This is a genomic window from Brachyspira murdochii DSM 12563 (assembly GCF_000092845.1).
GTDB lineage: Bacteria > Spirochaetota > Brachyspiria > Brachyspirales > Brachyspiraceae > Brachyspira > Brachyspira murdochii.
The window spans coordinates 1,356,993-1,369,592 of the sequence record NC_014150.1 but is presented as its reverse complement, the minus strand read 5'-3'; the positions used below and the strand labels follow the sequence as shown (position 1 = coordinate 1,369,592).

The following is a 12,600-nucleotide window of genomic DNA, read 5'->3' as shown; positions in this document are numbered from 1 at the left end:
TTAAAATAAATTAATTAAAAATAATACAAAAAATAAATATAATGGAACACTATAAATATGGCAGAAAACTATAAAGTAATAGCAAGAAAATACCGTCCTCAAACTTTTGAAGAGGTTATAGGTCAGGAGCATATCACAAAGACTATATCAAAAAGTATAGCCCAAAAAAAGATAGCACATGCATATCTTTTTTCAGGAGCTCATGGTGTGGGTAAAACTTCTCTTGCTAGAATTATAGCCAAAGCCTTAAACTGTGTTAATGGTCCTACTGATAAGCCTTGCGGAGTTTGCCCGTCATGTACTCAAATAGAAAACGGAACTCCTCTTGATGTTATAGAAATTGACGGTGCCAGCAATAGAGGTATAGAAAATATTAGAAGTATTATAGAAAATGTGCGTATATCTCCAGTAGCTGGAAAATACAAAGTATATATTATAGATGAGGTGCATCAGATAACGAATGAGGCTTTTAATGCACTTCTTAAAACTTTAGAAGAGCCTCCTGCTCATGTAGTTTTTATACTTGCTACTACTGAAGCAGATAGGGTACTTCCTACTATAAGAAGCCGATGTCAGCAGTATACTTTTAAATCTTTAGGCATAGAAGATTTGGAGAAAATATTAAAAGGCATACTTGATAAAGAAAATATTAAGTATGATGAAGAGGCGATATTTTTAATAGCAAAGCAGGCAAGAGGCTCGGTGAGAGATAGTGAAACTATACTTGAAAAGATGATAGCTTACACTACCGATAAAAAGTATATAACGAGTGCTGATGTTAATGCTGTTGTGGGAGGAAATAATTTTTCTTTTGTTAAAGAGTTTTTTGATATTATAATGTCTGAAAATAAAAAATCTTATTTTGAGTTTGTGAAGAAATTATTTGAGGATGCGGTAGACCCTAGAACATTTACAAACAGCGTAATAGAGTATATGCGTGTAGTTCTTATGATAAAAAGCGGTATTGATGATATAAAATTATTAGAGATTACTGAAAATGAGAGAGATGATTTAAAAGTATTTGCTAATCATTACAGCGATGATGAGATAGAGAGAATACTCGATTATATACTGCTTACAGAAGAGCGTATAAGAAGTGCCTCTAATCCTAGAACTATATTTGAAATGCGTATGCTTCTTTTACTTAATACTGACAATTTGATTCGTCCTGTTGATATAATAGCTTCTAATATGCAGGCAGTTTCTGCTTCTGTTAATGAAGATTACGGATTTGAAAGTGCTAATAATAATGCAGTTTCACAATCAAATCAGCCTAAACCTCAGTATGATGTACCTCTAAATCCAACCGATAAAAGACGCATATTCTACAATAAAATACTTTCTTTTATAGAAACAGAAAGCCCTACTATATATTCACTCTTATCGCAGGGCAATCCTATAGAAAGCAAAGGTGCAACATTAATAGTAGCACTTCCAGACAATATATTCGAGATGACGCAGTCTGATAAGAGAATAAATGATTTGATATCAAAGGCTATACCTAAGTTTACAAAGAATAAGGATGTGGCTATACAGTTTCAGAGAGCTGTTGAAGGTAATATGATAGATAAATTAAAAAGCCGTCTTCAGGCCACAGAAGTGGACGAAGGTTCTATATAAAGTAAATTATATTATCATATTTTTTGCTTCATATATCTTACAGTTTTCGTAGTATAAAAACTGCCAATTTTTTATTTTATAATAAAATATTAATTTATCATCTTGAAAAAAAGATTGTTATATTATTATCATTAAATTAAAACATTAGAGGTATATAACATATTATGAATAAATTAGATTTGGTAATATTCGATATGGACGGACTTTTACTTGATACTGAAACTATAAGTTTAGCTGCTTGGAAAAAAACTTTTAAAAATTATAATATTGATATTGACGTTGAAAAACTTTTTTTTAGCAAGATATTAGGCTCAAATGAAACTTCTATAAAAAATACAATGATGGAAATATCAAAAATCGATGAAAAAACATTTTATGATATTATAGATAATCAAATTGAAGAGGCTTTTAATATAGTAAGAGAAGACGGCATAAATATAAAAAAAGGTGCCACTGAACTTATTAATTTTTTAAATGATAAAGAAATAAAAAAAGCTATAGCAAGTTCAAGCATAAGAAAAAAAGTTGATTTATATTTAGAGAAAACTAATTTAAAAAAAGAATTTGATTATATATTATGCGGTGATGAAGCCAAGCGTCCAAAGCCTTATCCTGATTTGTATAATAATGTATGCAGCTATTTTAATACTGATAAAAATAATGTAATAATATTAGAAGATTCTAAAAACGGTTTATTATCTGCTAAAAATGCTAATATAGAAAAAAGATTTTATATACCAGATTTGCTTTTATTGTCAGAAGAAGATGAAAAAGAATTATCGTACAAAAAATTTAATGATTTAATAGAAGTAAGAGACTATATAAAAAGTAATTTTTTTTAATAAAAATAAATAATTATTATGCTGGAAATTAATCGATTTTTATAGTATTATTTATATAATATATTTAGGAATATTACTATGGAAACAAATATTTCAAAAGAAACATTAAAACTCTTACTTGAAATGCAGCAAAATGAAGTTACAGAGCATGCAGTATATTTAAATTTAGCAAAGTTTGTAAAAAAAGAAGATGATAAAAAAGTGCTTATTAGAATAGCAAAAGAAGAATATGCACATTCAAAAATACTAGAGAAATATACAAATAAAAAATTAAATCCTCAGAAGTTTAAAGTATTAAAATTTTTTATATTAAGTTTTATATTCGGATATACTTTTGTTATAAAGATTATGGAAGGCGGTGAAAAAGACGCTGAGTATATATATTCAAAGATAGTAGAAGAAGTTCCTGATGCCAAAAAAATAGCATTTGAAGAAGATGAGCATGAAAAAAGCCTTATTGATATTTTAGATGAAGAAAGACTAAAATATGTAGGCTCTATGGTTTTGGGATTAAGCGATGCATTAGTAGAGATAAGCGGTACATTGGCAGGTCTTAGTTTCGCATTGCAAAATAACCGTCTTGTCGCTTTATCTGGAATTATTACTGGAATATCAGCTACACTTTCTATGGCTTCATCAGAGTATTTATCTGCCAAAGCTGACGGAGATAAAAATGCTTTTAAGTCTTCATCATATACTGGAATAATGTATTTAATAACTGTTAGTCTTCTTATACTGCCTTATCTAATATACCCTAATAATCATTATTTGTATGCATTAATTACTATGCTTTGTATAGTGGTATTTATAATATTTTTCTTCACATACTATATATCAGTTGCTAAGAGTTTGCCTTTTAAGAAAAGATTTTTAGAGATGGCTGGAATAAGTTTAACTGTTGCTGGTATAAGTTTTTTAGTTGGGCTTTTAGTTAAGCAGTTTTTGGGAATAGATATTTAATTATTTACTATATTTTCTAATTCGTCTATTATAATACTTATAGTATCATTATATTCTTTGAACCAGCCGCTGTTTGTAAGAGTAGACCAAATGCTGAATTTTAAATCTTTAGTATCTCCAGTAGTATTGTCTAATAACTTTGTATTTGAAAAGTTTACTATAAACTTGTCATATTCCAAATGAAAACTTATATCAAAACATAAAGAGTTATCATCTATAATATTATTTGATACAAAAAATAAATATACAAGCCCATTATCATAGCTGCTGAATTTATTATTTTGTGCCTTTTGTTTTACCCATTTAAGTATCTCTTTTCTTAAATCGCTTCCTTTTAATTTTGTAGATACGAATATCTTTTGTTCTGCTAAAAGAAGGGTATTGATTATCAAAAAAAATACTAGTATAAACTGTTTCATATCTCTCTTATTGTAGATAATATATTATTAATATCTTTAATTTTTTTGCTGTAATTATTTTTTATATTATTATTAATTAAAGCAATCATTACCTGATGATAATAATTTTCTGTTTCTAAAGTATAAAGCAGATAATGAACCAAAACATTTTCATAATATGAATCAAATTCTGTAATATATAAATCTTTATCATTAGCTTTTACGCTTTTGCTTGATATTATATTTTCGCCTTTTATACCACTTAAAATATTTTCATTATACTCTTCTAAAGTAATATTATTTAATTCTTCTTTACTTTTAGAAAACATTATAAAGCATATTCCATTTTTAGTATTTATTGCTTCTAAATTGGAGTTTTCATTAAGCTCATTTTTTACTTTGCTTAATTTCCATTCATTAGAAAAAGCTATATCAAATTTTCCGTCATAACTTTTTATATGAAACAATCCTTTATTATTTTTTCTTTTAAATATCATTACTGCTGCTGAGGCTGTAATGATAGTAGTAGTTAAAATAATTAAAGGAAGTTTTTTACCCATAAGAATAGCCCCCAAGTTTTCTTTATCATACTAATAGGCTATAATATTTTAGGCAAAAAATCAAGAAAAATCATAAAAAATTATAGTATATTGATATTTTTATAATATTTTTTAATATAGAATACTTATAAGTTTTATTTAAGGATTTTTTATTTATGTATATTTTATTTGCACTGCTCTCTTCAATATTTGCAGCACTAACCGCTATATTAATAAAAATAGGGCTTTCTGATATTAATTCCAATTTGGCAACTGCTATAAGAACTATTATAATATTAATAATGTCTTGGATTATAGTTTTTTATACAAATAAAAACACCTCTATAATTGAAACTATAAAAAATATAAACAGCAAAACATTAATATTTATAATACTTTCTGGCATAGCAACTGGTCTTTCTTGGATATTTTACTTTAAGGCTTTGCAGATTGGAAATGTAAATAAAGCAGCTGTAATAGATAAACTCTCTATAGTATTTACAATTATATTAGCTTCTATATTTTTGAAAGAGGCTTTAACATTAAAGGTTATAATAGGGGCTGTTTTTATACTCGCGGGTACTTTGATAATAACTTTATAAAAATATTAACTAGATATTTATTTTATAGATGATATAATTTTATATATTTTAATCATTTATAAAAAATCATTTAGAGGTTAAAAATGAATAATAGTATAGATAATATAAAAGACATGTTTCATCAGGCTGATAAACTTTTTCAAAATAAAAATTATTCTGAGGCTAAAGATATTTATTTATCTATATTGGATATAAGCAAAGATAAATATGATAATATAAAATGCTTTGCTCAAATAGCAGAATGCTCTTTTCACAAAAAAGATTTTGATAATACTTTATTATATTATAATAAAAGTTTTGATTTGGAAGCTATACCTGATAATATATTAAGATTAATAAATATTTGTTTTACATTAAAGCATTTTGATTTGACACTTCATTATATAAAATTACTTATAGAAACAATAAAAAAATTAGAGCATCAGTATAATAATAGTTCAGTGTTTCTTCCTTATTATGAAGAGGCTGTTTCTTTTTTAAGAATATTATCTGATAATTTGGGTAATAATGAAGCTAAAGATTATTTAGAAAAAATTGAAAAATAGATATTAAAACTATTAATCAAATATAAGTCTTTTGTCTTCCTTAAATTTTTTTCTTGAAGGATTTCCCTCTGTTCTATATACTGTTTTATTTTTAATGGAATATATGCTTGACCAGATAGTATCAATACTTAAATTTTTTCTGTCATATTGGCACAAAAATCCGTATTTACCTGATAGTAGATTTTTAGCAAAATCAAAGTCATACTCATAATTTTTAAATGCTTTTTCCAAAGTATTGTATCTTTCATGAGAGTAAACATCATCATGCATATTTGTATTATATTTTTTCATGCTTTCGCTTGTAAAATGATTTGAAGTAAATACATAATCATTTTCTATTATTTCTATTTTTTCACAGTTTGATTCTATTAAAGCAATATTTCCTTTATAGTCTGCTATTATAATATTTTGTGCTGATGATATAGGAACTTCTTTTAAAAAATATAAAGCCTCTTTTAAAGTGCGGCACTTCTCTAAAATATATCGTACTATCATTCCAGCATTAAATCCATAATCAATTTTTACAGGATATACAAAAGTTAAAGCAATACTTAAACATTTTTGATTAATACCGTCTTCCATTTCTATAAATGCAGTTGTATTTCCAATAAAAGAGTATGAATTATCAAGATTATAATATACACTGTCTGAATATTTTTCTATGTCTGTTAAAAAGTCGCTGTTTTTAGCAAGTATTATATCTTTATCAGTTTTAAAAGCAAAGGCAGAGCATTTATTGTCAAATGTGAAAGCGTATATGCTGAATAAAAAAGAACATATATCTTTATAATCAATAGAAAGTCCTTCAGCCATTGCCTTTATCTCTTCTATTATCTCTGGGAAAAAATCCTCATATATAGGCATGCATTTAGAAGCAAAATGTTTTCTATCTTCTGATATTTTTATTTTATCTAAAGGATTTATATTGTTCTTTGCAAGTATTTTTCCATATTTTAATCCTGCATTATAATGTGTTTTAGAAAATCTTGAATGATACATGTTATAGCCTCGTTTATTTAATTAATAAGTAAAGCATTAAAGATTATGCAAAGACTACCATAATAAAAATTATAAGTAAATATGAATAAAAATTTTTTTCTTTTTTTAGTTTAATTATTATCAGAGTTTTTTTAATTGAACCATATATTAATTGTTTTGCATTTTATTTTTTTATTAAATTTTAACACAGTTATAATAAAGTAAAATACAGATATAAAATATTACTTTAAATAATACAATAAAAGCTGCATCTAATTTAATGTGTAATACTATAGTTTTAATACTTCTTCTATACTAAGACCTGTGTTCTCGCTTATGATTTTTATATATATTCTATCGTTTTTAAAACTTCTAGCTATATTAATTTGTTCTTCTCTTCTTCCTTCCTGTAAACCTTATAAAAAATAGAATACAAATTTTATTGGAAATCTACTTACCCCGCCCGCCCGCCCCGAAAATTGTAATAATAAGTTATTAACTATAAAAGAAATAATTTTTTATATTATTTTAGTTTAAAGAAAAACAACTTTATAAATTGTCTATTAATACTTGAAAAAAAATATACTTATACTATACTTAATATAATACAAATATAGGTGCAGTTAATGAAAAAAGAATATAAGTACAAACTTACAGAAGATGATTTTATAGATTTTCAGCTTCATTATTTGAAGATGAACAGCTCAATGAACAAAACAATAAAAAGAACTATAGCAATATTAGTAGGTTTGTATTTAATCGTATTTGAAGCAATGGCCATATATTTTAGAGATAATGCATTTTTAATAATTATAATAGCAGTATTAGTTTCTGCTTTTTCTATTATACAGATATTAACATATAGAAAACGTATAGAAAAAAAGATAGTAAAAAAAGTTAAAGACTATTCAAGAAGCGGAAAGCTAGATAAAGTTTTTGGAGATAAAGAGTTAACTGTTTATGATGATAAAGTTGTGTTTAAAGAAAGCAGCGGTGTGAGTAAGTTTAATAAAGAAGATATACAAAAAATAGATTGTACTAATAGATGCATATTTTTCTATGTAGATGAGATGTCTGCTATTATTATACCTAAGTCTTATTTAAGTTCAGACGATTCATATTTTCTTTTGTCTTATAAAAAATAATACTTGAAAAACTTTTAATATTATTATACTATTTTTTTATGGTTATTATAAAAATGAAATTAAAAGGCGATAAAATATATATAAAGATATCAGGCGGAGAAGTATTTAGCATACCTAAAAACGGTCTTTATGAGCTTGATTTGTATGAAGGAATGGAGCTTGAATATGATGAGATTCCCCATATAAGAAATAAAGCATATGAAGCTTCAGCAAGAAAGTCGGCTGTGTCAGTTTTAAAACGCGGATTTATAAGCGAGGGTATGCTTAGAGATAAATTAATAAAAAAAGGACATAAAAAAAGATTTATCAACTATGCCGTTTCATACTGCAAAGAATACGACCTTATAGATGATAAAAGATTTGTAAAAATAGCTGTGAGCAGTTTAAAACTCAAAGGAAAAAGTAAAAGGCATATTATAGACTATCTTAAAAAATGCAAAGTAAAAAGCTCATTAATAGAGAAAGCATCTAATTCTATAAGCGATAAAAGCGAAAATAAAGCATTAAAAGAAGCTATAAAAAAATATTATAGAGTGTATGAACATAAAGAAAATAAAGAAGATTATATCATAAAGGCATTAATGAGAAAGGGCTTTAAATATGATAGAATAAAAAAATTATTAACAGTGTATTTAGAGAAAAAGAAAAATATTGATAATTAATTTTATTTTTAAAAATTATGAATAGTATATTAAAAATTATTACTATATTTTCAGCATTTTTTATATGCGGATGTCTTAATTTTTATACTTCTTCATCATCTTCATTATTAAATAGTAATGAAATAGACAAAAAATATATAGGTTTGTATGAAGCGGGTATAACAACAACTGACAGTTATAATATTACATCTCAGTCTTATGTATCTGTTACAGTTTCTTCAGGCGGTGTTGTAACAGTGAATATTTCTGGCGGATATATATCTTTTTTAAATAATATATATAAAGAGAATATGGTAAAACTCTCAGATAATTCATATTCAGCTTCTATAAGTTCAAGCGGATACAGATATTATTTTACATTTACTTTTTCTGATTATGCTCTCAATTTTTATTTTGACCGTAATGACGGTACAAGAGGAAGCGGCAATCTTACAAAGGTGAGATAAATAATAACTACATTAATATAAAATTATTCCCAAAACGGCAGAAATAGCAATTATAGCAAGTATCGGTACTTTTTTTATCTTTAAAAATATTGATAAAGCAAATATAAATACTCCTATTGGGCTAATGTATTTGAATATATTTTGAATAAAAACAATATTTCTTAATATTGAAGTTTCTGTAAGCTGAACGAAAAAGGCATCTTTTGTAAAAGTTACAACAGCTGAAGCTATTAATGCCACAGCACATACTCGAAGAGCATTCATTATACTATTAAACTGTTCATTATTTTTTACAGCATAAAAAAACTTTGATACTATCATAGTAATAACAAATGCCGGAAGAAATATTCCAAAAGTAGCAACTGCTGAACCTAATACTCCGGCAACTTTATATCCTACAAATGTTGCTGAGTTAATAGCAATAGGTCCGGGTGTTATCTGCGATATTGCTACAAGATTGGAGAACTCGGCAGAAGTTACCCAGCCGTAATCTTCTAATATTCCTAAAAGCAAGGCTATAATAGCGTATCCGCCTCCGTAAGTAAAAAGTCCGAGTTTTGCAAATACATAAAAAAGTCTCAAATATATCATGTTATTAATTTCCGTTATTTATTATTATTTTTTATAACATATTTATTAAATAGGTAATAGAGCCAGCCTATCAATGCTGATAAAAGCAGAGCATATATTACATTAAAGTTCAAAAATACAACCAAAATAAAACTAAGTATGAAAAGAATAACAGTAAACTTATCCTTCATTACTTGTTTACCCATTCCGAAAGCAGAAAGAAGTATAAGCCCTGCTATAGCACCGCGTATTCCTAAAAATGCCTTATGTACATACTCTGTGTCCTGAAATCTTTCAAATATTGGAGCTATCATAAGTATAATAATAAATGAAGGAGCCATAACACCTATACCTGCCATTATACCTCCGAATATTCCAGCTACTTTAAAACCTGTAAGAAGCGATGAGTTTACAGCAATTACACCCGGTATACTTTGAGCTAGAGCAAATATATCTATTATTTCATCTTTAGTTAAGAACTTTCTTTTACTTACAAACTCTTCTTCCATAATAGGAAGCATAGCAAGTCCTCCTCCTATAGTAACAAGCCCTATATAAAAGAAAGAAAAAAACATAGTATACCATTTGGGCTTTTTAGACTGACTAATATTATCCATTCATTTTTCCCATAAACAATTTTTTTTAAATATAACTAAATAAAGTTACATCATATTTTATTATTGTCAACTGTAATAAATATTATTTTATTTTTTTTATAGTGCCTTTATCTAATTCTTCTCCGCCTATTTCTCCTATACCGAAAGTCTGAGAGCTGAAATTTAATCTTAAAAATATATCCCCGGAAATTGTATCGATAAACTCTATCAAATATGTTTCTGTTCCTTCATATTTGATATTATTCATTTTATTGCTGTCGAAAACTACATTTCCTTTATCATCTATTGTAACTGTATCAGATATTTCTACAAGCTCCCAAGTTCCTGCATATTTTTCTATACCATTATTATTACTATTACTACTGCCTGTTTTATCTGTATTATTACAGCTTACAGCAAATAAAGAAGATAAATATAAAATAGATGTTATTGTTATAATTTTTTTTATCATATATAAATATCCTTATATTAAATTTTATTTAATTTCGTAAATAGTATAATATAAAAATATATTATATCAAGAATATAAAAAAGCTGCCTGATAATTTATATTTATCAAACAGCTTATAATATTATCTATAATAATATTTATTATTGTTTAGTCCAAGAGCCGTTAAAATCTCCTGTACCATTAGCTTCTGTTTTGCTTGTAAAAACTAATGTAGTTCCCATATCTACATTTTGAAAAGTTATAGTTAGCATTTGAGCTTTTGTTTCTGGAAGATCTCCGCTTATTGTATATATTTTATTATCTTTGTTTATAGTTTTAGCTGAAGTATCTATTGAAAAACTTCCGCCATTGCCTACCCAAGTACCTCCCAAATCATAAAAATTAAAACCCTTGCTGCAGGACATACTAAAAGCTGATAGTAAAGTTAAAGCTAAAATAGTAGTGATAATTTTTTTCATTTTGTTTTCCCCTTAAAGTTTTTATTATAAATTATAAATAAAATATAAATCTTACTAATTAATTATTCAATATTTATAATTATAATAGTTAATATTTACCCTAGGGGAATTAATAATTATTTATTTTACTCTAGCTCCTCTTCCTCTTATTTTTATTTTTTTAGAGAATCCTGATTGTACAATTTCGTATCTAGGCATAATTAAAAAATCATAATTAGTTCCTTTCAAAGCCTCTGCTATTAACTGTTCTTTTAATGTAGTATCTTTTGCATCGTATGGAAGTTCTGCGGTAAGCACTTCTCCTACTGTAATATCGCTTCCGCTAAGCTGAAGACTTTGAGGAATATTGTCTGCAGTTGCTACTGTAGAACAAGCTGTCATTAATAACATAAACATTAATATTATTATGATACTGATAATTTTTTTCATTTTGTTTTCTCCTTATAATTTTTTTATTATTATTGAACTATTAAATATAAAGTTTTTTATTTTTTGAACAATGATTATATTGATAAAAGTTAATAACTACCCTAGGGTAATTATTAACTTTTTATTTTTGATAGTAAAAATATAAAGCAAGTATTAAAGTTTTAAAAGATTTAATATCTGCTATTTATTTTTATTCTGATTTGGATTAAGCTGTTTACCCCTATTACCCTGATTCTGGTCATATCGTATATTGTTTCCGTTATTTCCTTTATTAGGGTTTTGCATATCTGCTTCATTGTTAGGACGTTTTATTTTATCTGACATAATTTTACTCCTTTTTTAATATTTTTAATTGACTTTTTATTTTTTATCATCGTTATTTTTTTGACTTGCTGGGTTTAATGGATTTTTCTGCCAGCCTATGTTACCCTGATTTTTATCGAATCTGATATTATTACCGTCAAAACCTTTATTAGGATTAACCATATCAGCTTCATTATTTGGGTGCTTCTTTTTTTCACTCATATTGAGCCTCCTTAAAAATTATTTTTATATTTTTTTTATTAAAGCTTATAACTTTAATACCTGCCTGCTATATCATTAATGTAATTTGAAAACTTCTCTCTATCAAAGATATTATTATTTTCATCATAGCAATTAAATGCACTAATCAAAATAAGTATAAAACTAATAATATTTGAATCTTCTTTATTTTCTAAATTAGAATCTTTATACTGACTTATAAGATTTTTTATATATTCATCATTTAAATTATCTATATTAAAATTATTATAAAATTCTTTTTTAGAGTTTTTTATTATAGCCTTTATTATATCAGCCTCTTTTTTATTGATGTTTTCAATTAAGCCCTTCATTTTTTTTATTTCCTCTTTTTTTAGTATATCCTTACTTACAAATATTAAGCACTCCGGTATATTATCAAATATTATCTTTTTAATATCAGGTATCTCAAAGCCCAATGCCTTTAAACGAAGTATCTCTCTTACAATATCAATATGCTCTTTGCTGTAGTATCTTACCTTTTCTCTTATAGGTCCATGAGTAATTCTGTATGCTGGAAGTACATTTTTATTATCCCATTCTCTTAAATTTTTTAATGTTACATTATTGATTTCTTCGTCTTTTAAAATTTCTAAAAAATTTCCTATAGCAATTAATTCATTTTTGTTTTTATTTTTTCTGCTTTCAAGAATATATCTTTTATTTTTTATAAAATATGATACAGGCTTATCGTTTAACATTTATTATTTTCCCTATAAATAAAGTAATTTTTAACATTAACTTTTATAAAAAAATAATACAAACAAAAATTAAATA

General features: G+C 25.8%; 19 protein-coding genes and 1 pseudogene. 8 read left to right on the top strand and 12 right to left on the bottom strand.

Features of this window, described 5'->3' with window-relative positions:
• The first annotated feature begins 57 nt into the window (after window positions 1-57).
• The 3 genes from dnaX to BMUR_RS05920 all read left to right on the top strand — a co-directional run bounded on the left by dnaX (window position 58) and on the right by BMUR_RS05920 (window position 3,422).
• Complete coding sequence (gene dnaX, locus BMUR_RS05930) at window positions 58-1,620, top strand: DNA polymerase III subunit gamma/tau (protein ID WP_013113692.1); 1,563 nt, start codon at window positions 58-60, stop codon at window positions 1,618-1,620.
• A 164-nt stretch (window positions 1,621-1,784) separates the two neighbouring features.
• Window positions 1,785-2,462, top strand: coding sequence for an HAD family hydrolase (locus BMUR_RS05925; RefSeq protein ID WP_013113691.1), 678 nt, complete (start codon window positions 1,785-1,787; stop codon window positions 2,460-2,462).
• Window positions 2,463-2,540: 78 nt separating this feature from the next.
• Window positions 2,541-3,422, top strand: a complete 882-nt coding sequence (locus BMUR_RS05920) for a VIT1/CCC1 transporter family protein (protein ID WP_013113690.1) — start codon at window positions 2,541-2,543, stop codon at window positions 3,420-3,422.
• Here BMUR_RS05920 and BMUR_RS05915 read toward each other — a convergent pair.
• Both BMUR_RS05915 and BMUR_RS05910 read right to left on the bottom strand, forming a co-directional pair.
• Window positions 3,419-3,841 carry a hypothetical protein gene (locus BMUR_RS05915; protein WP_013113689.1) on the bottom strand — a complete coding sequence of 141 codons (423 nt, stop codon included), beginning with the start codon at window positions 3,839-3,841 and terminating at the stop codon, window positions 3,419-3,421. The genes BMUR_RS05920 and BMUR_RS05915 overlap by 4 nt on opposite strands.
• Window positions 3,838-4,380, bottom strand: coding sequence for a hypothetical protein (locus BMUR_RS05910; protein WP_013113688.1), 543 nt, complete (start codon window positions 4,378-4,380; stop codon window positions 3,838-3,840). The genes BMUR_RS05915 and BMUR_RS05910 overlap by 4 nt, the downstream gene beginning before the upstream one ends.
• 155 nt (window positions 4,381-4,535) lie before the next feature.
• Here BMUR_RS05910 and BMUR_RS05905 point away from each other — a divergent pair, with 155 nt between their 5' ends.
• Window positions 4,536-4,961, top strand: a complete 426-nt coding sequence (locus BMUR_RS05905; RefSeq protein ID WP_013113687.1) for an EamA family transporter — start codon at window positions 4,536-4,538, stop codon at window positions 4,959-4,961.
• 83 nt (window positions 4,962-5,044) lie between these two features.
• Window positions 5,045-5,506 (top strand): hypothetical protein, encoded by a 462-nt coding sequence (locus BMUR_RS05900; protein WP_013113686.1) that lies wholly within the window; start codon window positions 5,045-5,047, stop codon window positions 5,504-5,506.
• Between the two features lie 12 nt (window positions 5,507-5,518).
• On the opposite strand, the gene BMUR_RS05895 is transcribed toward BMUR_RS05900, so the two are convergent.
• Both BMUR_RS05895 and BMUR_RS14935 read right to left on the bottom strand, forming a co-directional pair.
• On the bottom strand, window positions 5,519-6,505 hold the full coding sequence (locus tag BMUR_RS05895) for a C45 family autoproteolytic acyltransferase/hydolase (protein ID WP_013113685.1): 987 nt from the start codon (window positions 6,503-6,505) through the stop codon (window positions 5,519-5,521).
• 269 nt (window positions 6,506-6,774) lie between these two features.
• Window positions 6,775-6,900 (bottom strand): annotated as a pseudogene (locus tag BMUR_RS14935) (Rpn family recombination-promoting nuclease/putative transposase); the annotation flags it as partial.
• 210 nt (window positions 6,901-7,110) lie between these two features.
• On the opposite strand from BMUR_RS14935, the gene BMUR_RS05890 reads away from it, so the two are divergent.
• Genes BMUR_RS05890 through BMUR_RS05880 form a run of 3 tightly spaced genes read left to right on the top strand, consistent with a single transcriptional unit; the run spans window position 7,111 to window position 8,737 of the window.
• Window positions 7,111-7,629, top strand: coding sequence for a YcxB family protein (locus BMUR_RS05890; protein ID WP_013113684.1), 519 nt, complete (start codon window positions 7,111-7,113; stop codon window positions 7,627-7,629).
• 53 nt (window positions 7,630-7,682) lie between these two features.
• Window positions 7,683-8,291 carry a regulatory protein RecX gene (locus BMUR_RS05885; protein ID WP_041749987.1) on the top strand — a complete coding sequence of 203 codons (609 nt, stop codon included), beginning with the start codon at window positions 7,683-7,685 and terminating at the stop codon, window positions 8,289-8,291.
• A gap of 17 nt (window positions 8,292-8,308) precedes the next feature.
• Window positions 8,309-8,737 (top strand): hypothetical protein, encoded by a 429-nt coding sequence (locus tag BMUR_RS05880; protein WP_013113682.1) that lies wholly within the window; start codon window positions 8,309-8,311, stop codon window positions 8,735-8,737.
• 12 nt (window positions 8,738-8,749) lie between these two features.
• On the opposite strand, the gene BMUR_RS05875 is transcribed toward BMUR_RS05880, so the two are convergent.
• From BMUR_RS05875 to BMUR_RS05850, 8 genes are all read right to left on the bottom strand, one after another.
• Entirely contained in the window at window positions 8,750-9,328 is a 579-nt protein-coding gene (locus BMUR_RS05875) for a chromate transporter (RefSeq protein ID WP_013113681.1), read from the bottom strand.
• 14 nt (window positions 9,329-9,342) lie between these two features.
• Window positions 9,343-9,924, bottom strand: coding sequence for a chromate transporter (locus BMUR_RS05870; protein WP_013113680.1), 582 nt, complete (start codon window positions 9,922-9,924; stop codon window positions 9,343-9,345).
• Window positions 9,925-10,006: 82 nt separating this feature from the next.
• Window positions 10,007-10,375, bottom strand: coding sequence for a hypothetical protein (locus BMUR_RS05865; RefSeq protein WP_013113679.1), 369 nt, complete (start codon window positions 10,373-10,375; stop codon window positions 10,007-10,009).
• A 140-nt stretch (window positions 10,376-10,515) separates the two neighbouring features.
• The gene (locus tag BMUR_RS05860; protein ID WP_013113678.1) at window positions 10,516-10,833 is read right to left on the bottom strand and encodes a hypothetical protein; all 318 of its coding nucleotides are present in this window, start codon (window positions 10,831-10,833) and stop codon (window positions 10,516-10,518) included.
• A 120-nt stretch (window positions 10,834-10,953) separates the two neighbouring features.
• Window positions 10,954-11,262, bottom strand: coding sequence for a hypothetical protein (locus tag BMUR_RS05855; RefSeq protein WP_013113677.1), 309 nt, complete (start codon window positions 11,260-11,262; stop codon window positions 10,954-10,956).
• A gap of 180 nt (window positions 11,263-11,442) precedes the next feature.
• A complete protein-coding gene (locus BMUR_RS14740; protein WP_013113676.1) occupies window positions 11,443-11,586 on the bottom strand; it encodes a hypothetical protein in 144 nt (47 codons plus the stop codon).
• Between the two features lie 36 nt (window positions 11,587-11,622).
• Window positions 11,623-11,787: a hypothetical protein gene (locus BMUR_RS14735; protein WP_013113675.1), complete on the bottom strand. Its 165-nt coding sequence runs from the start codon at window positions 11,785-11,787 to the stop codon at window positions 11,623-11,625.
• A 53-nt stretch (window positions 11,788-11,840) separates the two neighbouring features.
• Window positions 11,841-12,524 (bottom strand): helix-turn-helix domain-containing protein, encoded by a 684-nt coding sequence (locus tag BMUR_RS05850; protein WP_013113674.1) that lies wholly within the window; start codon window positions 12,522-12,524, stop codon window positions 11,841-11,843.
• Window positions 12,525-12,600: the final 76 nt, after the last annotated feature.